This is a genomic window from Alishewanella maricola (assembly GCF_016343785.1).
GTDB lineage: Bacteria > Pseudomonadota > Gammaproteobacteria > Enterobacterales > Alteromonadaceae > Alishewanella > Alishewanella maricola.
Genome location: NZ_JAEINI020000003.1, coordinates 114241 through 134880, shown reverse-complemented (window position 1 = coordinate 134880; position 20640 = coordinate 114241). Strand labels below are relative to the sequence as shown.

Sequence of the window (20640 nt, the reverse complement as noted above, 5' to 3'; positions counted from 1 at the left end):
AAGTTACGCCTTTAATTAGCTTGTAAGCGCCATGAAGATCCAAATAAACTGTTATTAACACTGCTCGGTTTAAGCTTGTTGATTATTAGCAGCTTAGCAATGTTTGCCCAATGGCGTTTTGGGCAGGAGTTAATTAAATATGTGAACTCGAAAGAAAGTGAGCTATAGCAGCCCTTTGTTGAAGAACTACAGCAACGCTATCAAAAGCAGCAAAGTTGGGAGCAATGGGCGGGGCAACCACGCTTTTTTTTTGATCGCGCCAGTTTTACCTATAAGCGGAATTAAACCCGCGAGGATTTCAGCAAAGTCAAAATTCTGAAGCATTTTGATGCGCCTGTTTCATGTTTATCCCTGATTTTTTGTTGCGCAGCTTAAGTGCTGAGCTGAATTATTTTTAATGGCAAGTAATGCCTTAAGGGCTTGTCGTCTTTAGCCTGTAGCCGATTAATTAAGGATTAGGCAAACTTTGCGCTTAAATAATAACCACAATTAACGATCCTTTTTCGCCTTCCTTACGTTACACCATATGCAACCTTAGATGTATAGAGATTCCCTCTTGCCAAAAACGGCGTGTTTTGGCTTATAACGGTTAAGGATCCACATATGAAAAAGCTGATTTGTTTCAGTGTCATTGGGTTACTGCTAATGGGCTGTAATGATAACGACAATGATAAAGTTGAAGTCCCACCACCACCGGTATTCACCGTATCACAAACCTTTAATGCCGAACTTTCTGGCGATCAACAAGTGCCACGCACGCCGTCTACCGCAATGGCAACGGGTACTGTTGAAATTGATGAAAACCTGATGCAAGTCAGAGCATCGATAAACTTAACCAGTGTCGCCAATGTGCAAGCTGTGCATATTCATGATGGTGATTTGGGTTTAAATGGGCCCGTCGCGTTCAGTTTCACCGATGGTAATAATGATGGGATATATCAATTAGCCGAGACCACCATTTCTGCAGATTTAATGACGGATCTGAAAGATGGCGATTGGTATATCAATGTGCATACCACTGCCTACCCAGATGGCGAAATTCGTGGGCAAATTGTCAATGCGCAAACCGTTATTGTGACCTTCCCATTATCAGGTGCGCAAGAAGTACCCGCAGTATCTACTACTGCAATGGGTTATGCCTATGCGGCTGTCGATCAAACCGATTACGAAGTGAATTTGACAGTGCGTACCTCGGGTGTTGACGATGCGACCATGGCACACATCCATACTGGCCGTATTGGTATGAATGGTTCTGTGCTAGCACCCTTAACACAATTAAGCGATGATGTGAGTGTTTGGGTGTTAGCGGATAATACGCTTATAGACGAAGCCACCTTTGCAGTGCTTGCCTCAGGTGGTCACTATGTCAATGTGCATACCCCTGCTAACCCAAGTGGTGAATTGCGTGGACAAATTTTAACGGAAAACTTTGTGTTAGCTACTTTCCCCTTGAGTGGAGCGCAAGAAGTGCCTGCGGTAACAACATCAGCATCAGGTGATGGTTATGCGTTAGTTAACACCACAGATTACAGTGTAGAGCTGGTAGCCGTTACTGAAGGCGTTGATAATGCCACTATGGCACACATTCACACGGGTCGAGTTGGCAATAATGGTGGTGTCTTGGTTGCGTTAGAGCAAGCAGATGGTGCTGTTGGTGTCTGGAAGACGCCAGAAGATACCCAGATAGATGCTGATATTTTCGCTGTGTTGGCCTCAGGTGGTCATTACGTCAATGTGCATACACCGGCGAATCCGAGCGGTGAGTTACGCGGTCAAATTTTAACCGACAATTTTGCTTTGGCTACGTTTAAACTCAGTGGCGCACAAGAAGTACCGCGGGTAACTACCACCGCTTCGGGCGATGGTTATGCGTTAGTCAATACTACAGATTACAGTGTGGAAGTGGTTGCGGTAACACAGGGTGTTAATGACGCGACGATGGCGCATATTCATACTGGCCGCGTGGGGAATAACGGCCCAGTGTTAGTGGCGCTTGAGCAAGACCAAACTAACTTAGGTAAATGGTCTACGCCTGCTGAAACCGAGATCAATGCGGATATCTTTGCGGTACTGGCCTCAGGTGGGCACTATGTCAATGTACACACGCCGGCTAATCCTGGTGGCGAATTACGTGGGCAAATCTTAACGGATAATTTTGTATTAGCGACGTTTAACCTCAGCGGTGCGCAAGAAGTGCCAGCGGTAACCACAACGGCAACGGGTCAGGGTTATGCTTTAGTGAATACGAGCAACTTTAATCTAGAGTTGGTTGCTTTAACTCAAGACGCAGATGCAGCCACTATGGCACACATTCATACTGGTCGCATTGGTCAAAATGGCGGTGTTTTGGTTGCACTGGAGCGTGCTACAGATAATGCAGGTAAATGGTCTACGCCAGCGGATACGGTGATAAACGCAGACATTTTGGCGGTGTTAACAGATGGCGGACATTACGTGAATATTCATACGCCAACCAATCCAGGTGGTGAATTGCGTGGTCAAATCATTCGGGCTAGCGATTATGCTTTAGTCACGTTCCCACTGTCTGGGGCGCAAGAAGTACCTGCAGTGACAACAATGGCGCGAGGTGATGGTTATGCCTTAGTGCGGTTACAAGACTTTAATGTGGAATTACAAGTGCTGACGAGCGGCGTTGCGGATGCCACCATGGCGCACATTCATACAGGTGTCAGAGGGAGTAATGGTCCGGTTCTTGTTGCGCTTGAGCGAAATGCCGCGGATGTGAATCGTTGGCAGACAAGCACCGGTACTAACCTGAATGCAGCGATTTTTGCCGTATTGGCGTCGGGTGGGCACTATGTCAACATTCATACCCCAGCTTTCCCAAGTGGCGAGATCCGTGGTCAAATTGAATAAGTTGGCTTAACCAGTCACCTGACGATTAAGCATAAAAGAACCCGATGGCAAGTAAGCTATCGGGTTTTTTCGTTTTAGGCGCGTGCCTGTTTGATTTTGAGTAATAATTGCTGGACATCCGCTTGCGCTAAAATGTCTTCAATATTGCTCGGCAATTTACGACGCCAATTGGGGTATTCGGTGCTGGTGCCCGGAATATTAACCGGTGTATCCAACAACACCAAATCTTCTAACTGATAGGCAAATAGCTGCGCCGGTGTAGCAGCTGCATACAAATGACACGCCGTTACTAAGGCGGCGGCATCGGGCTCATGTAATTGCAGCTGCTGCTGTAACAGCTGTTTTTCATCTTTACGCAGTTGCTGCAAATTAGCGGCCACCTCAGCGCTTGGAAATAAATCCAGTTTATGCCGCAGCGCTAAATCATGCTCTTGCCAATAGCCAATTAGCGTCGGCATATCATGTGTTGTCACGGTGGCGAGTGCACGAGCCGGATAAGTTTGATCACGATAATCATAGCTGCCGTGTTTTTGTTCTAACATAAACACGCGATATGACAACACCTGATAGCGCTGCATCAATTCGCTGATGGCAACAGGCACTGTGCCTAAGTCTTCGCCGATAACCACACAATGATTACGCTGGCTTTCTAATGCGAGTATGGCAAAAAGCGCCGTGGCGGGCATGCCAATATAGGCGCCTGCGGTAGCATCCGCGCCTAAGGGACAGCACCACAAACGCAGCAGTGCCATCACATGATCAAGACGCAAGGCGCCAGCATTTCGCATATTGGCACGGATCAATTCAATAAATGGCTGATACGCTTTTTGACGTAAGGTGTGTGGGTTATAAGCCAGTAAACCCCAGTTTTGGCCTTTCGGGGCCATAATATCCGGTGGTGCACCCACACTTAAATCCAGTAAGAAATCTTCAGGCGCGGCCCAGCTTTCAGCACTGCTGCGACTGGTGCCTACCGCGACATCACAATACAAACCAATGGCCATACCTTGCTTTTGACACTCAGCTTTTACTTCGGCTAATTGCTGTTGAGCTAGCCATTGTAAATACAATTGCTGATGAATTTGTTCTGCATGCTCTTGGGCAAACTGCTGCACCGCATCGCTTTGCGGATTTTGATATTCCGGTGGAAAGTTTTGCCAAGCCGCCATCGCGTGATCTTGCCAAAATAGCGTACCTTGTAGCACTTTGAATAGCGCAGTTTGTTTTAACGATGCGCCGCCTTGCTGCACAAATTGCTGAAATTCTTGTGCTCGCGCACTCTGTTTGGCCAACTCTTGGGTCTTAAAAGTCTGGTAAAGCAATTTAGCCACTGGGGCTTTTAATGCCGCAACTTGGGCATAATCAACATCACTGGCGGCACGACAGGCGGCCAATTGTTGCTGAAACTCCGCTGACGCCACTAGCTGTTGGGCAGCGCTACAGTGTTGAAATTCGGCGCTGTGTTCAAGCGCAACGTACTGCGTATTGAGCCACAAGCGACTGTTCGGGCTATAAGGGCTGCAATCTTGCGGCAACATAGGGTAAAGCGCATGCAATGGGTTTAAACCAATAAAGTCGTTACCCAGTGCCGCTAACGGCGCCACCATGTTTTTAAGATCAAGGAAATCGCCGATCCCCCAATTGCGGGCCGAGCGAATAGCGTATAACTGAATAGCCGGGCCCATCGTTTTGTGTAAGATGGCATTGTCATGTAACTGAAAACAGCGGCTTGGCGCGACAATCACCTGCTGCTGCCAGTGATGATGACCATCGCTCAATTGTAATTGATGATAGCCCAGTGGCAAATCGTCGGGTAACTGCAGCATAAAGGCCAGCATTTTTTGCTCGGCTAAAACGGCTTGTTCAATAATATCTTTGGGTTGAAGACTAATTTCGCCTTGCCGTACTTCACCCTCTTCTAAGTTAAGTTGCCATTGCCACAAACTGCTAGCGTACTGTGCATCGAGTTGGAGTCTGACTTGTAGTGGCTGGCCTTGGGTGACCACCGTAACGGGCGCTATGGGCTCTTGCCAGCGTGATGCAATAGTTTGCTGAACTTGCTCGGCAATAACCTGTTCATTTGAAAGGTTAAAACCCATGGCATTTAAGATGGCCTGTTGCACCTCTGGCGCAATGGTCACTGGGTGACCATTGGCATGCACATAGCTTTGTTGCAATCCGGCAAGATCGGCTAGCTGTTGAAGTTGTTCCATAAAGCACCTGTTAGTCTGGTGTAGATATTACCCTCACAAGCATAAACAGCTCCCTGACATTAGGGAACATGCTGCATACGTATGCAGTTCATTTTGGTGCAAACTTCTGTTTGATAACGGTGTTTTTTGCGTGGCGCGCTGTGTTTTTCAATAAAAAACAAAGCTCTACCAATGTTAGCTTTGTGCATTCAAGGTGCAAGCTTATCTTGCGATGCACAGCATTTGGGCATAATTTTGCTTATGAATACGTATTCATCTTGAGTGAACGACAGAATAAGTTTAATAAATGAGCATGGCGAAACCGAGACTGATTACTTACGGGCAGGCTTACGGATTTCGCAGCAATAAAACAACAACAGACCGGGGAAGGTAGGGTTATGAATAAATTTAAACTCAGTATGCTGACATTGGCGTTAGCGGCAGCGGGCAGCAGCTCAATGGTGTTGGCACAAGAGGCGACAGAGGCACAAGCCGCTCAAGCGCAAGAAGAAGCGATTGAAGTGATTTCAGTACGTGGTTTTCGCCGCAGCTTGCAAGAGTCTCAGAACATTAAGATGTTCAATAGTTCAATTGTAGAAGCGGTTTCTGCAGAAGACATTGGTAAGTTACCTGACGTCAGTATTGCTGAATCATTAGCTCGCTTACCCGGTTTAACGGCACAGCGTTTAAATGGTCGCAGCCAGGTCATCAGTATCCGTGGTTTAGCACCCGATTTCTCTACCGCGTTATTAAATGGCCGTGAGCAAGTGAGCTCAGGCGACAACCGCGGCGTCGAGTTCGACCAGTATCCCTCTGAATTACTCAGTGGCGTGGTCGTTTATAAAACGCCAGACGCGGCTTTACTGGGCCAAGGTTTAGCCGGTACGGCGGATATGCGTTTGGTTAGCCCATTAACACACGGTGAAACCACGGTAGTGGTGAACGCGCGTTACGAATGGAGCCAAATTGATGCGTTAAATGCCGGTGCCGATGACACGGGTCAACGTTTTAGCATCTCTTATATCGACCAATTTGCCGATAACACCATTGGCGTGGCCTTAGGTTATGCCAACATGTCTAACCCAGTGCAAATCGAGCGTTTTGAAGCATGGGGTTATGCTGATACAGCGGATGGCAATAAAGTGATCGGCGGCGGTAAAGTGTATGCAAACTCTAACTTATTAGAGCGCGACGGTTTTATCGGCGTGTTAGAATACAAGCCTAGCGATAAATTCAGCAGCACCCTTGATTTTTATTACTCACAGTTTGATGAAACGCAGCGCACCAGCTTTATTGAGTTACCCTTATTTTGGGGTGGCGCACCACTGGTTAATGCAACGGTAGAAAACGGTTTAGTGACCTCAGGTGGCTATACTGGCGTAAAAGGCATTGTGCGTAACCACGGCAACTACCGCGAAAGTGAATTATTCTCGTTGGGTTGGAAAAACGAGTTCAAGTTATCTGATCGTTGGGATGCTACGTTAGATATTAGTCACTCATCCTTAGACCGTACCGATTTAATTTTAGAATCAGATGCCGGTACTGGCCCTGCTGGAACAGGCGCTTTAGATAATTTATCTTTCGCCATGGGCCCAAATGGCCCTGTGTTTAACACTACGCTTAACTATGCTGATCCCAGCTTAATTTTACTCACCAGCCCGCAAGGTTGGGGTGGCGATATTATCCCTGGCGGACAGTTAGGTTATTTCAACTCACCTGGTATTACCGATGATTTGAATCAGCTGCGTTTTAGTGCACAAACCATGCTAGAAAGCGAAAACTTCGATTCATTAGAAGTCGGTATTAACTACAGCAACCGTGAAAAAGACAAGCAAGCTAACGAGTTCTTCCTGGCATTACCTAATGGCGCCTTATCTGCGCCGATCCCGAACGTGGCCGGCACAACCAGCTTAGCCGCTTTCGGTATTCCAGGCATGGTGAGCTATGATCCGCGCGAGTTGATTGATACCGGTGCGCTCGTCAAAGTGCGTAACCCCAATGCTGACGTTTTGATTAAAGATTGGAACGTAGAAGAAGACGTGATCACCGGTTATATCAAAGTGGGTATTAACAGCCGTATTGGTGAAATCCCCGTCACCGGTAATGTGGGTACGCAATTAGTGCACACTGACCAATCTTCTTTCGCGTTAGCGGCGTCAGGCTCAGGTATTAACGTCTCGTCTTTCCGTTTAGACGGTGGCGATAAATACTGGGAAGTACTGCCTAGCTTAAACCTGAATTTTGAAGTAGGTATGGCGAAATATGTCCGTGTTGGTTTAGCGCGGACCATGGCGCGGGCGCGGATGGATCAGATGCGGGCGAGCCAAGATTTCGGCTTTAACCCTGCACTGAATAACGCACAAGCAACGCCAGAGCAAAATTCACCTTGGAGCGCTAGTGGTGGTAACCCTGCCTTACGCCCTTGGATTGCTAATTCACTGGATGTCTCTTACGAGCAGTATTTCGACAACAGTAATGGTTATGTGGCCATTGCTGCTTTCTACAAAGATTTAGAAAGCTACATCTATGATCAGCGCGTGATCCAAGACTTTACCGGTTTCCCATCAGGTGGCGAAGTACCGGTGATTAACCAAGGTATTGTGACGACACCACAAAATGGTCAAGGCGGTCGGATCAACGGTTTAGAATTTACCTTATCGGCTAGCGGTGGCATGTTAACGCCAGCGTTAGACAACTTCGGTGCGGTATTAACCGGTTCTTGGACTGATAGTAATATCAAAGCGAATCCCGATGATCCTGCTACGCCGTTACCCGGTTTATCAGAGAAAGTGGCTAACTTAACGTTCTACTACGAAAACGAAGGCTTCTCTGCACGGATCAGCAGCCGTTATCGTTCAGATTTCTTAGGTGAAATCTCAGGCTTTGGTAATGGTCGTAACTTACGGATGATTGAAGCAGAAACTGTCGTAGATGCTCAGTTAAGCTACAGCTTCTCGGGTGACTATGAAGGTCTGACGTTGTTACTGCAAGCAAACAACATTACCGATGAACCTTTTGTGCGGGTTGAAGGTGATGACACGCGTCGCGTGATTGAGTATCAGCGCTACGGTCGCTCATTTATGGCCGGTGTGTCATATAAGTTTTAATAAAGTCTAACTGACTAAGCCGCCCCTGCTGTTATCATCGATAACCAGGGGCTTTTTTATCATGGAGACAACAGACGGATGATGCAGCAACGCGCGATTAAAAAAGTATTAATTGTTGGCGGTGGTACAGCAGGCTGGATGTCAGCGGCTATGCTGGCAAGGTTTATGGGCCAACAAGTACAAATCCAACTTATTGAATCTGATGCTATTGCCACTGTTGGTGTGGGCGAAGCAACCATTCCGGCCATTCAACACTTTAATGCGGCGCTCGGTATTAACGAAGCCGAGTTTTTGCAAGCCACCAAGGGCACCATCAAATTAGGCATACAATTTGAGAATTGGGGCAAGCTGGGCGACAGTTACATGCATGCCTTTGGACCTATTGGCAAACCCCTAGGTTTTACCTCGTTTCATCATTTTTGGTTAGCGGCACGTGCTCGCGGTGATAGCCGCAGTTTTTGGGAGTTTTCATTAAATTATCAGGCCGCGCGTGCCGGTAAATACCAGCCTTTAGCGCAGATCCCGAATACGCCCTTACAAGGTTTAGTGCATGCCTATCATTTTGACGCCGGTTTATATGCCGCTTTTTTACGCCAATACAGTGAGCGCTTAGGCGTTAGCCGCACCGAAGGCACTATCGCTGCGGTAACCCAGCATCCTTCTGAGGCAATTGCAGAGGTGGTATTAACCGATGGCCAAAAGTTGGCAGCCGATTTATTTATTGATTGTTCGGGCAGTCGCGCTTTATTAATTGGGCAGCAATTAGCCGTAGGCTATGAAGATTGGCAACACTGGTTGCCTTGTAACAGCGCTTTAGCGGTACCATCAGCCGCAACACAACCTATTTTACCGTACACGCGCGCTATCGCCCGAGATGCTGGATGGCAATGGCGTATTCCGTTACAGCATCGAACCGGTAATGGCTTGGTGTACAGCAGCCAATTTTTAAGCGATGAACAAGCACAGCATACTTTAATGGATCATTTAGATGCACCGGCCTTAGCCGATCCGCGCAAAATTAGCTTTGTAACGGGCCGGCGTAAACAGCAATGGCAGCACAACTGTGTGGCGATTGGCTTATCAAGTGGCTTTCTCGAACCGTTAGAATCGACCAGTATTCATCTGATCCAAAGTGCCATAGTGCGCTTAGTACAGTGCTTTCCTACTTCGGTGGATATGGCTAAATTACGCCAAGAATATAATCGGCAATCCGCTGAGGAATACGTTGCTATCCGTGATTTTATTATTCTGCATTATCATTTAAATCAGCGCACTGATCAGGGCTTGTGGCAATATTGTCAGCAAATGACCTTGCCTGATTCGCTGGCGCAACGTATAGCGCTGTTTGCTGAAAATGCTGCCGTGTTTCGTCAACAAGATGAGTTATTTACCGAAGTAGCTTGGCAGCAAGTGATGCTAGGGCAACATGTCTTACCTAAGCACTATCATCCCTTGGCGGAAAGTTTGTCAGCTGGGCAGTTAACCGGCTTTTTAGATGATATCCAGTTAATTATGCAGCGCACCGCAGCCCAACTACCTAGTCACCAACAATTTTTGCAGCGAAGCGCGGCCGGGCAGTAAAGGCTAAACGTTGATGCTGACAGCGTGCTGTTAAAAAAACGGGCAACAGAACCGCGCTGAGGAAGAGCCGTTACTGTTGGATTGGTAATGCCATCAAAGTAAGTGAAAGTCAGCGTACTGGCAGTAGACGACATAGCGTCTGTATGTTGTCTACTGCGATTAAACAGCGTAAAAGCGGCCAAAACCTGAATTTTTACTTAGTTTTGTTTTAAATGCACGGTTTGCCATAGGTTCTGGTTTTCTGGCACGCTAAAAAAGCTTTCTGGATACCAGCACTTAGGCAAGAGTACATTCATGTAGTTCTCTTCACCGTCTTTAAACAGTATATTCAGCAACTCTTTTAACCGTTCTTCAGGCAGCCGCTTTAAACGGTCTCGCGCGGGTTTAAAAAATAAATTCAGCTCACTGCTTAAACTAATATTATGCCCCGTGTTGCGATATTGCATATTTCGGCTCACTACACGACAGCCAGGTTGATCCGGTTTTTCGGGATAAAGGGTGTTCACAATGGCAAACTCATATTTCATTTGTGGTTTACCATCATCACCCAGAGGCGTGAACACTACGCCATAGCCTTGCGGGAACAAACCAACAATCCGAAACAGCCTGTCAACTAACACGCCATGGTAATCACCACGTTGCACACCATCTCGCATTAACAATGCTGCTTTAGGTAAGGCGTCATAGTTATAGCGCGGCCGGCCCGGTAAGGCGACAGAGGCATAAGCTTGCGGCACTTTAAATAAGCTGCCTAGCGGGGTATTGGGTTTGGCACTAATAAAACGTTGTAATTGTTTTAATAAGCGTTCGTGTTGCTGTTGATGTAAATCACGTTCTTCGCGTTTATTACCTCTATAAGGTAATTCGCCCAGGCCATATTTTAATAAGTCGAGGCTGCCGGTAAGGCAATGGCTTAATAACTCTTGCCGTTGCTCCTGAGTCAAGGCTCGCTCGGTCTTGTCACCGCCAGTTTGTTTGGCAAGCAATTGCTGTGCTGGTAAACACATTAAGCCCGCATGTTGAATGATACAGCCCATCACTATCGGTATTTGCAGCTTTTGCCGATAGGGGCAGTCTGTTAAAGAGCCCAAATTGCGTTCTTGATACCACTCTTGCCAAAGTGGTTCTTTTAATATGTTTTGTTCTAGTAAGTCTTCTAACAAGCGCAAGGTAAGTAAGGCGCGATAACAAGGTTTATAGGCGTTTTCCAGTAAGAGCGTTTTGCGTTTATTTGAGCTTGCAGTCATTAACAAACCACCAAGCAAGCGAGCACTAGCCGTTTGTGTTTCGAGCGGCGTGGTACCTTCACTCAGTTTTAGCAGGGCTTCTGCGGCTTGGCGCAACAACGTCCAACACCGGATACGTCGCTTTTCGTCTTCAAATTGCAAATCAGTAAAAAGGCTACGGTTTTTGCGTTGAACCTCGGCAATATCACCCGCTTGTTGACTTTGCTTCCAAACAAGTTCCGCTTGATGTAAAGCACGTTGTTGTTCTTGATATTGCGCAAAAAAATCTACCGCCTCGTTATAAAAACACGCTTGCTGAGTGCTATAAAACTGTGCCAATAGCTGCTCAAGGTTTCGCACAAAAACCGATTTTTTGGGAAGCGCAAGATTCAAAACTAAGCCCCGATATGAGTTGATTTATAAAACAAAATACCATTCCCGATCTAGGCTGCAAAGTAGCAATAGAGCAAAAGTTGAAATTAAAAAACATTTTGTTTTTACGAAAAAGTTATTTTCTAAGCGATTCACTGCATTATTACCAATTAACGGGACTAATTAAGCGATTTACTCGTTTTTTGCTGCAATTTAATGTAAGCTGCGCGCCCTTCATTTGGAAGGGCACTGCAGCTGCGGGCAGAGATTTTCGCAGCGACAATTGCGGGAATACGCATGCAATTTACAGATTTACCGTTATCGGCTGACATTTTAAAAGCAGTAGCAGAAAAAGGTTACACCACACCATCACCTATTCAGCAACAAGCCATCCCTGCCGTGTTAGCCGGGCGCGATTTAATGGCGGCTGCGCAAACCGGAACCGGTAAAACGGCCGGCTTCACTTTACCCTTATTACAATTATTAGCGGAAGGCCGAACGCAAGGACGCAAAGTACAAGCTAACCAAGTGCGTGCTTTAATCTTAACGCCAACTCGCGAGTTAGCTGCGCAAATCGCAGAAAACGTGGCGTTATATGGTAAATACTTACCACTGCGTAGCACTTTAGTGTTTGGTGGCGTGAAAATTAACCCGCAAATGATGGCGCTTCGCAAAGGCGTTGATATTTTGATTGCCACGCCAGGCCGTTTAATGGATTTATATCAACAAAATGCCGTGCGCTTTAATCAGCTTGAAGTGCTGGTGTTAGATGAAGCTGACCGTATGCTTGATATGGGCTTTATTCGCGACATTAAAAAAATCTTAGCGTTATTACCCCCTAAGCGGCAAAACCTGTTGTTTTCGGCAACCTTTTCCAACGAAATTCGTACTTTGGCAAAAGGTCTGTTAAACGACCCATTAGAAGTGACGGTAACTCCGCCAAACAGTACGGTCGAGCGCATCGAACAGTGGCTGTATCCGGTAGATAAAAGCCAAAAAGCTGCCTTGCTCATTCAACAAATTAACGAGCATAAATGGCAGCAGGTATTGGTGTTTACCAAAACCAAACACGGCGCCAACAAGCTAACGCTACAATTAGAAAAAGCGGGCATCACGGCTATGGCTATCCATGGTAATAAAAGCCAAAACGCCCGTACCAAAGCCCTCGCTGAATTTAAAGCGGGCGGAGTACGGGTGTTAGTGGCGACTGATATCGCCGCCCGTGGTTTAGATATTCAGCAACTGCCACAAGTCGTCAACTTTGAATTACCCAATGTTCCTGAAGACTACGTGCACCGCATAGGCCGCACAGGTCGCGCTGGCGCCGCAGGTTTAGCGGTGTCATTAGTGTGTGCAGAAGAGTTAAAAGAGTTGGTGGGTATTGAGCGGTTAATTAAGCAACTACTGCCAAGGCAGGTGATTGCCGGTTTTACGCCGCAGCAACCTTTACCTGTTACCACGGCTAATAGCAAAGCACCTCGGGCCGTTGCAGCAAAAAGACCACAGGCACGCGATCACCGAGCAGGTCAGCGTAGCGTTTCGCAAAAACATTAAAGCCTTTTGATTGCGCAGCGGATTAATTCTGCTGCGCTCTTGTGCTAGTAGCGTTAAAGTTTATACTGACAATCAGTAGTGCTTTAGGGTTACATAATATGTATGGTTTTATTGCAAGACAACCCATCTTTAATGTGTCGAAAGAGACTATCGGCTACGAGCTATTGTTTCGAGATGGTGAGGCGAATGCCTTTCCCAATATAAACGCCGATGAGGCGACATCTAAACTCTTGATGCAACATCATTTATTGTTGGGTGTCGAAAAGGTCGCCGCCAATAAACTCGCTTTTATCAATTTTTCTGAAGACACCTTGATTTATCACTTTCCTACGTCAATTCGCCCAGAAAGTATGGTCATTGAAGTATTAGAATCGGTTCCTGCCTCTGAGGAGCTGTTGCATACCTTAAAGTTTTTGCATGACCGCGGCTATAAATTAGCGTTAGATGATCATGACTTTGATGAAAAATGGCGGCCTTTTTTACCTTACATTACCTATTTAAAAGTTGATATTCAGCAGTTTAACATGCTGCAAATTAGCAACAAATTACGCGAGTTAAAACAATTTCCATTGATCTTATTAGCCGAGCGTGTAGAAACCGCTGAACAATTTGAGCAGTTAAAGGTTTTGGGTTTTCATTTGTTTCAGGGCTATTTATTCGCTCGCCCAGAGATGATGAAGCACAAACAATTACCGGTAAACAAAACGACCTTATTGGAGTTAATTGCTGAAGCGTCATCCAGCAAAATGAATTTTAATCGGCTAGCTGAGTGTTGTCAGCGCGATGTGGGCTTATCTTACAAATTGCTGTGTTTTATTAATAATTCCGGGCCTATGCGTGCAGAAAAAATTTCTTCTTTAAAGCATGCCATGGTCTTTATGGGCGAAACGGAATTAAAGAAATTTATTTCGTTGTTAGCGTTAGCCAATTTAGCGGATGGCGGCATTGATGAGCGGATCACCCAATCTTTAGTGCGGGCTTATTTTTGCGGGCAACTCGCAAAACAAAAGAAATTGCCTGACAATCCTCCAAGTGCTTTCTTAGCCGGTTTGTTTTCAAATGTGCACGAAATAGTCGAGCAACCGCTGGCAGAACTATTGCAACAATTACCGCTGTTAGACAATGTAAAACAAGCACTGTTAACAAGAAAAGGTGTGTTAGGGCAATTTTTACAATTGATAGAAGCCTTTGAACAAGCTGATTGGCCAAGAATGGAGCAACTAAAACAGGCTCTCGAACCATTGACCGACTTGCAGGAGCTTTATCAAGAAGCCGTATTATGGACCGAGCAAGTGTTGCAACCCTAATTTGGGTATCGACCTGTTGCATACGTATGCACCAAAAAAAGGCAATGCTTGCGTCAAAAATTGCGGTAACTTATTGGGATAAACCCAATAGGTAGCAGCAAGATGATAAAAAGAATTCGCTTATTGAGCTTGGCGGCACTCGCAGTGTTGGCCGGCTGTGATAAAGCCCCCACACCCGCATCGCACACCGCAACATCGCCAGCCGTGGTTAGCGCAGACTCGGAACACACCGCTGCACAGGGCAAGGCGGTGGTATATCAAATGTTTACTCGTCTTTATGCCAATACCACCAGTACTAACAAACCCTGGGGTTCGCTGGCGCAAAATGGCGTGGGTAAATTTAATGACATCAATGATGACGCCCTACGTGGCATCAAAGCATTGGGGACCACCCATATTTGGTTTACCGGTGTGCCACATCATGCGCTTATTGCCGATTATAGTGCTTATGATATCAGTGATGACGATCCAGATGTAGTGAAAGGCCGCGCCGGTTCGCCGTATGCGGTAAAAGATTATTACAGTGTGAATCCTGATTTAGCGGTTGATCCTGCTGAGCGTTTACAAGAATTCCAAGCGTTGATTGCGCGTACTCACCAGCATGGCATGCAGGTGTTAATTGATATTGTACCCAATCATGTGGCGCGCTCTTATCAGTCGCTGGCGAAACCTGCTGGCGTGGCTGATTTTGGCGCGAATGATGATACCAGTGTGGTCTATGCGCGTGACAATAACTTTTACTATGTGCCTGGCGAAGCCTTTCAAGTACCTGACTGGCCCGCTGATTATCAAGTGTTAGGGGGGCAAGCGCATCCGTTGGCTGATGGCCAATTTAACGAAAATCCGGCGAAATGGACCGGTAATGGTGCACGAGCGGCCAAACCCGCCTTTGATGATTGGTATGAAACGGTCAAAATCAATTATGGTGTGCGGCCTGATGGCAGTTATGATTTTGACCGCTTGCCGGCTGATTATGCGCAGAAAGATTGGCAAGCGCATTACCAGTTTTGGCAAGGTAAGTCAGTGCCTGACTCTTGGTTAAAATTCCGTGATATTACGCAATATTGGCTGCAACTGGGTGTTGATGGCTTTCGTTATGATATGGCCGAAATGGTGCCCGTGGAGTTTTGGAGTTATTTAAACGCGCATATCAAACACACTAATCCGCAAGCATTTTTACTTGCAGAAGTGTATCAGCCAGCGCTATATCGCGACTATATACAGTTAGGTTTAATGGACTATTTGTATGACAAGGTCGAGTTTTACGACAGCTTAAAATTAGTGATGCAAGGCAAAGGACCTACCTCAGCCTTAGTGCAGGTGCAGCAGCGCATGGCGGATATTGAACACCATATGCTGCATTTTTTAGAAAATCATGACGAGCAGCGCATTGCCAGCCCCGAGTTTGCTGGAGATGCGCGTAAAGGCATGCCAGCCATGGTGGTCTCAACATTAATCAGTAGTTCACCCACTATGTTGTATTTTGGCCAAGAAGTCGGTGAGCCGGCGAGTGAAGATGCCGGTTTTGGCAAAGCCAGCCGCACCACGATTTTTGACTATTGGGGCGTACCGCATCATCAGCGCTGGGTGAATGGCGGGAAGTTTGATGGTGGCGCGTTGACGCCCGCCGAAATGAACTTGCGGCATTTTTATCAACGCTTGCTTAGCTTTAGTCGCGAAGCGCCGGCGCTCAACGGTGATTATGTGGAATTGCATACGCTAAATTTAGCGGCAGGCAGTGCTTATTCCGAGCAGCAATTGGCTTTTGCACGGTTTTCTAACGAACAACAATTGGTGGTGGTTAGCCATTTCAATGCCACAGAGTCAGTCGAATTTCAGCTGCAATTACCTCGCACGCTCATGCAGCAATGGCAATTAGCCGATGGCAAATATGCATTACATGAACAGTTAACGGGTGTAAACCATGAACTAGTAGTGACCAATGGTGAAGGCCGTATTGCGGTGAAGTTGGCACCACTGGGCTCTTTGGTATATCAATTGGTGCGTTAAGGAAAAACTATGCAACGTTATTTTCAATGGTTGGTGTGTAGTGCGCTGCTGTTTGCCTCGCTGCTACTCGGTGCGGCGGAACATTATCAATCACATCGGGTTAATGATAACCAGCTTATTTTAACTACCGACCGTGGCCAAGTGAGTTTGCGTTTTCAACACGATGCGGTGGTAGAGGTCTGGTATCAGCCGGAAGGGCGACAACAATTACCCTCCCTGATTTTAGCCGATAAGACACCTGCAGTCGCACTGACCTTGCAGCAACAGCCAGAGCAACTGATCTTGCAAAGCGCCCGCTTGCGGGTCGAAATACAAAAAAGCCCACTAGCACTACGTTTTTATCAAGGTGAGCAGTTACTGACTGAAGATATTGCGGGTTTGTTGCAACCCGATACTACAAAAATTGCTTTTAAGTTTCGCTTAACGCCCGAGGAGATGTTATTTGGCGGTGGCCAGCGCGTACTGGGTATGGATCGTCGTGGGCATAAATTACCGCTGTATAACAAAGCACATTATGGTTATAGCACCGAATCAAACCAGATGTATTTTAGCTTGGCTGGGGTGATGTCGAGTAAAAACTACATGCTGCTATTTGATAATGGTGCTAGCGGCGAGTTGGATCTGGGCCATAGCCAAGCCGATACCTTGGCTTTTCAAGCCGAAGGTGGCCGTAGTGCTTATATCGTGGTGGCAGGGCAAAATACACCTGAACTGATTGCTAACTACACCGCGGCGAGTGGTCAGGCACCGTTACCGGCGCGTTGGACTTTAGGCAATTATGCGTCGCGTTTTGGTTATCGTACAGAAGCCGAAGCGCGTGCTGTGGTGCAAAAATTTCGTGAGCTAAACTTACCATTAGATGCCATCGTCATTGATCTATATTGGTTTGGTAAAGACATTCAAGGCCATATGGGCAACTTGGCTTGGGATACACAGGCGTTTCCTGAGCCGGAGCACATGCTGGCTGACTTTGCCGCCGATGGCATTAAAACCATTTTGGTTACTGAGCCATTCGTCTTAACCAGTTCCAAACGTTGGCAGCAAGCTGTTGACGCCGGTGCTATAGCCTTGGGCCCCGATGGCAAGCCAAACACCTTTGATTTTTATTTTGGCAATACCGGCTTAATTGATGTGTTTAAACCTGAAGCGTCAAGTTGGTTTTGGGGTATTTATCGTGATCTACTGGCGCAAGGGGTTGGTGGTATTTGGGGCGACTTAGGTGAGCCCGAAGTGCATCCAGCAGATACCCAGCATCAGTTACCGGGTATGGGTAGTGTGACGGCCAATGAGGTACACAATGCTTATGGGCAGCGCTGGGCAGAATTAGTCTATCAAGGCTATCGGCAAGATTTCCCCGAGCAGCGGCCTTTTATTATGATGCGTGCTGGGAATCTTGGTTCGCAGCGTTATGGCATGGTGCCTTGGACCGGCGATGTCGAGCGCAGTTGGGGTGGGTTAAAGCCACAAGTTGAGCTGGCGCTACAAATGGGCTTATTTGGTTTTGGCTATATTCATTCTGATCTGGGCGGTTTTGCCGGCGGTGAGCAGTTTGATGCTGAGCTGTATATTCGCTGGCTACAGTACGGTGTGTTTCAGCCAGTTTATCGGCCACATGCGCAAGAACATATTGCCCCTGAGCCGGTATTTCATAGTGATGAGGTCATTGACACTCTGCGCCCCTGGCTAAACTTACGTTATCAACTGCTGCCCTATAACTACACGCTGGCCTATCAACATAGCCAAACGGGGATACCCCTGATGCGGCCGTTGTTTTTCCTTGATGAGCAAAATAGCCAACTGCGCCAAGAAACCAATAGCTACTTGTGGGGTGAGGCGTTTTTAGTGGCACCGGTGACTGAACCTGGTGTGACCGAATGGCCAGTGAATGTGCCAACGGGCGTGTGGTTTGACTTTTTTAACGGTGAACGCATTATTGGCGGCGAAGTTGTAAAGCGCCCAGTCACTCTCGAAACCATACCGGTGTTAGTCAAAGCCGGGAGTTTTATCCCGATGACGGCACCGATCCAGCGAACCGCAGACTACAGTAGCCAAGCGCTTACCTTACATTACTACGCGGATACCAGTGTAAGCTCGGCTAAAGGCCAGATGTTTGAAGATGACGGCGTAACGCCCGATTCGCTTGCCAAAGGCCAATATGAATTGCTGAGCTTTAACGCAGAGCACAGCAACGAAAAGCTGCTGTTTTCGTTGCAGCGCCAAGGTGGAGATTATCAGGGTAAACCCGCACAGCGCGAACTAACCTTAGTTGTACATAATCAACGTGGCAAACCAGACAAAATCTATGTCGATGGCCAGTTTATTCCGCTCGTCGCGCAACCACAGCGCTTTGCTAAAGGCCAGCAGTTGGCTTGGTACGATAAAGCGGCAAAAAAAGTGTATCTCAAACTCACGTGGCAGGCTGAGTTGAGTCAGATTGTCATTAAATAGTCTCAGTACTGATCACTAGCGCCGGTTTTATCTGGCGCTGTTTACTTAAACAGGAGCTCATCTTACATGCGCTTTTTGCTGCTTGCTGTCATTCTGCTTGGTTGTAACTTACCGCTTCACGCCAGCATACCAACGTTACAACGGGTCGAGCCGTTAAATTGGTGGGTGGGCATGCAGCATCCAACGGTTGAACTGCTGTTATACGGCAAAAATATCAGTAGCTTAACACCCGCGTTAACTTACCCTGGGGTTGCGATTAGCCAAGTCACGCGCACTGACAATCCCAACTATTTGTTTGTGGAGCTGACTATCGCTGCTGAGGCAAAAGCCGGGCAGTTGCCGCTGCAACTAAAGCAGGGAGCAAAGGTAGCACTTCGCTATGATTATCCGCTGCATCCGCGAGCGCCGGGTTCCGCGAAGCGGCAAGGCTTTAATGGCAGTGATGTGATTTATTTACTCACGCCTGATCGTTTTGTCAACGGCGATCCGAGAAATGATACAGTACCCGCTATGCTAGAAGGTGTGGACCGTGCAAAGGATAACGGTCGTCATGGTGGCGATATCGCGGGTATGCAAGCGGCACTGCCGTACCTTGCAACCTTGGGTATTACGGCGGTGTGGCCCACACCCTTAACCGAAAATAACCAACCGGCGTATTCTTATCACGGTTACTCAGCTACCGATTTATATCAAGTTGACCCACGCTTTGGCAGCAATGCGCAATTTCGCGACTTTGTCGCCGCTGCGAATCGTCGTGGCATTAAAGTGATTCAGGATATTATTGTTAATCATATCGGTAGCAAGCATTGGTGGCTGGCCGATTTACCCGCGCAAGACTGGCTTAATTTTCCAAGCGGTGATGCAAAGGGGCGCTTTGTACCAACCAACCATAACCGCAGTACCATTCAAGACCCCTATGCTGCCGCAGGTGATCGCCAATTATTTACCGATGGTTGGTTTGTCGACAGCATGCCGGATTTAAATCAACGGCAACCACAATTAGCCACTTACCTGATTCAAAATAGTATTTGGTGGGTGGAATATGCCGGTTTATCAGGCATTCGTGAAGACACCTATTCTTATGCCGACAAAGCCTTTTTAAGCGAATGGGGCCGGCGTATTATGCAGGAATACCCGCACTTTAATATCGTGGGCGAAGAGTGGAGTCCTAATCCGTTGATCGTGTCTTACTGGCAGGCCGGTAAACAAAATAAAGACGGTTATGTCTCGCATACGCCGGCCATGTTGGATTTTCCGCTCTACGATGCCTTATTAAATGCCTTAGTGGAGCAAGAGAGCTGGAACAGTGGTTGGATCAGGCTGTATGAAATGCTCAGTAATGATCATGTGTATGCCGATCCCTTTAACTTGGTGATTTTTGAAGGTAATCATGACACAGCGCGGCTATTTTCAGTGCTCAACGAAGATATGGACCTGTATCGGATGGCACTGAGTTATCTGGTAACGATGCGCGGTATTCCACAGCTGTTTTACGGCACAGAATTAGCGATGACTAGCCCTAAGCAGCGTGACGATGGCAAAGTGCGCGCTGACTTTCCGGGCGGCTGGGCCGGCGATCAGGTGAATGCGTTTACCGGTAAAGGTTTAAACGCAACGCAGCGTCAGGCGCAGCAGCTGGTAACAACCTTACTGAATTGGCGCAAAACTGCGAGTGCGGTACATAACGGTAAATTAAAACATTTTGCGCCGGATCGCGGCACTTATACTTATTTTCGCTACAACGAGCAGCAGACGGTGATGGTGGTGCTGAATAAGCAAAACGAGGCAGTGACACTGGATTTAGCGCGTTTTCGTGAAGTGCTAGCGACAGATAAAGCCGCCATCAATGTGCTGACCGGTAACGTCGTGAGTTTGCAACAGCCACTAAGTATTCCGGCGCGCGGGAGTGTTATCTTAGATATAAGATAAAGCGCTGAAAAACAGCTATTTATACACCCAGCTATAG

General features: G+C 47.1%; 10 protein-coding genes. 8 read left to right on the top strand and 2 right to left on the bottom strand.

Translation table 11 applies throughout. The annotated features are described in order from the left end of the window. The first annotated feature begins 603 nt into the window (after window positions 1-603). Entirely contained in the window at window positions 604-2877 is a 2274-nt protein-coding gene (locus tag JAO78_RS06130) for a CHRD domain-containing protein (RefSeq protein WP_226750481.1), read from the top strand. A 74-nt stretch (window positions 2878-2951) separates the two neighbouring features. Here JAO78_RS06130 and malQ read toward each other — a convergent pair whose 3' ends face one another. After that, a complete protein-coding gene (gene malQ / locus JAO78_RS06125; protein ID WP_226750480.1) occupies window positions 2952-5090 on the bottom strand; it encodes a 4-alpha-glucanotransferase in 2139 nt (712 codons plus the stop codon). Between the two features lie 377 nt (window positions 5091-5467). Here malQ and JAO78_RS06120 point away from each other — a divergent pair, with 377 nt between their 5' ends. Further along, window positions 5468-8176, top strand: coding sequence for a TonB-dependent receptor (locus JAO78_RS06120; RefSeq protein ID WP_226750479.1), 2709 nt, complete (start codon window positions 5468-5470; stop codon window positions 8174-8176). A gap of 81 nt (window positions 8177-8257) precedes the next feature. Next, window positions 8258-9757, top strand: a complete 1500-nt coding sequence (locus JAO78_RS06115; protein ID WP_226750716.1) for a tryptophan halogenase family protein — start codon at window positions 8258-8260, stop codon at window positions 9755-9757. 197 nt (window positions 9758-9954) lie between these two features. Here JAO78_RS06115 and JAO78_RS06110 read toward each other — a convergent pair whose 3' ends face one another. Beyond that, complete coding sequence (locus tag JAO78_RS06110) at window positions 9955-11376, bottom strand: hypothetical protein (RefSeq protein ID WP_226750478.1); 1422 nt, start codon at window positions 11374-11376, stop codon at window positions 9955-9957. A 276-nt stretch (window positions 11377-11652) separates the two neighbouring features. Between JAO78_RS06110 and JAO78_RS06105 the strand changes: the two genes are divergently transcribed. From JAO78_RS06105 to JAO78_RS06085, 5 genes are all read left to right on the top strand, one after another. Beyond that, window positions 11653-12909, top strand: a complete 1257-nt coding sequence (locus tag JAO78_RS06105; RefSeq protein WP_226750477.1) for a DEAD/DEAH box helicase — start codon at window positions 11653-11655, stop codon at window positions 12907-12909. A 98-nt stretch (window positions 12910-13007) separates the two neighbouring features. Then, window positions 13008-14216, top strand: a complete 1209-nt coding sequence (locus JAO78_RS06100; protein WP_226750476.1) for an EAL and HDOD domain-containing protein — start codon at window positions 13008-13010, stop codon at window positions 14214-14216. A gap of 102 nt (window positions 14217-14318) precedes the next feature. Next, window positions 14319-16226, top strand: coding sequence for an alpha-amylase family glycosyl hydrolase (locus JAO78_RS06095; RefSeq protein WP_226750475.1), 1908 nt, complete (start codon window positions 14319-14321; stop codon window positions 16224-16226). Between the two features lie 9 nt (window positions 16227-16235). Then, a complete protein-coding gene (locus JAO78_RS06090; protein WP_226750474.1) occupies window positions 16236-18674 on the top strand; it encodes a glycoside hydrolase family 31 protein in 2439 nt (812 codons plus the stop codon). Window positions 18675-18740: 66 nt separating this feature from the next. After that, complete coding sequence (locus JAO78_RS06085; protein ID WP_226750473.1) at window positions 18741-20603, top strand: glycoside hydrolase family 13 protein; 1863 nt, start codon at window positions 18741-18743, stop codon at window positions 20601-20603. The last annotated feature ends 37 nt before the right edge of the window (window positions 20604-20640 follow it).